This window comes from Rhodanobacter sp. MP7CTX1, assembly GCF_014205795.1.
Taxonomy (GTDB): domain Bacteria; phylum Pseudomonadota; class Gammaproteobacteria; order Xanthomonadales; family Rhodanobacteraceae; genus Rhodanobacter.
Genome location: NZ_JACHCN010000040.1, coordinates 1 through 1,232, shown reverse-complemented (window position 1 = coordinate 1,232; position 1,232 = coordinate 1). Strand labels below are relative to the sequence as shown.

Sequence of the window (1,232 nt, the reverse complement as noted above, 5' to 3'; positions counted from 1 at the left end):
TTGGACTTGCCCGGCTCCGGCAGACACTTCGGCCCTATGATTTGAGCATAGGAGGAAGTGCAATGAGCAACCAGAGATTTACTCCGGAATTTAAAGACGAAGCGGTTCGACAGGTGATCGAGCGCAGCTACTCGGTCGCCGAAGTGTCCGAACGACTCGGTGTGTCAGCCCACAGCTTGTACAAGTGGGTAAAAGCGTCGAAGCCCGACGATTCGGATCAGCGTGCTTCGGAGCTGCTTCAAGCCAAAAGCGAAGTGCTCAAACTGCGCGCTCAGCTTCGCCGAACGGAAGAGGAGCGCGACATCCTAAAAAAGGCCGCCAGGTACTTTGCTCAGCAGCCCGAGTGAAGTACCGCTTTATCAACGAGCACTTGGATACCTACCGCGTGGCTACGATGTGTCGTGTGCTTCGCGCCTCGCGTAGTGGCTTCTATGCGTGGTTGCATCAGCCACTGTCTGATCGTGCGATCGAGGATGAGCGACTGCTCGCGTCGATTCGTGATTCCTACACCGCGAGCAGCGGCGTTTACGGCTATCTGCGGGTCTTTGCTGATTTGCGTGAAGCCGGCGAAACCTGCGGCAGGCATCGTGTCGCCCGGATCATGCGCCAGCATAAAATCAAGGCGTTGCGCGGATACAAGGCGCCGCGGCACGTTGCTGGTCGACCCTCGATCATCGCGCCCAATCATCTCAATCGGGCCTTTACCGTCGATCGACCAGATCAGGCATGGGTGACAGACATCACCTATATCCGAACGTGGCAAGGCTGGCTCTACTTGGCGGTCGTGGTCGACCTTTACGCCCGCAAGGTCGTGGGCTGGTCCATGAAGCCCACGCTGGCGCGTGAAATTGTTCTCGATGCGCTCTTGATGGCAGTGCTCCGCCGCAACCCTCAGCAGCGTGTTCTCATTCACTCCGATCAAGGCACGCAATTTGGCAGCGACGACTGGCGACGCTTCTGCCGCGAGCACAATCTTGAGCCCAGCATGAGTCGGCGTGGAAACTGCTGGGACAACGCCGTGGTGGAGTCCTTTTTCAGCAGCTTGAAAAAGGAACGTATCCGCAAACGCGTCTATAAAACCCGTGACCTCGCCCGGGCCGATATATTCGACTACATCGAGGTCTTCTACAATCGAACCCGTCGGCACAGCCACATCGGCGGTGTCAGCCCCGAAGCCTTTGAACAGGCTTCCTTGTGAGGGTCCGATGTGTCTAGGGATCGGGGTAAGTCCA

Annotated in this window: 1 protein-coding gene; it reads left to right on the top strand. The window is 57.5% G+C overall.

Annotation, left to right across the window (positions count from 1 at the left end):
* Nucleotides 1–62: 62 nt before the first annotated feature.
* Nucleotides 63–1,198 (top strand): IS3 family transposase gene (locus tag HDE77_RS20225; RefSeq protein ID WP_221444398.1). Its coding sequence is split into 2 segments (ribosomal slippage): nucleotides 63–315 and nucleotides 315–1,198, totalling 1,137 coding nucleotides; the frame shifts between segments, so codons are not numbered across the junction.
* Nucleotides 1,199–1,232 lie beyond the last annotated feature (34 nt).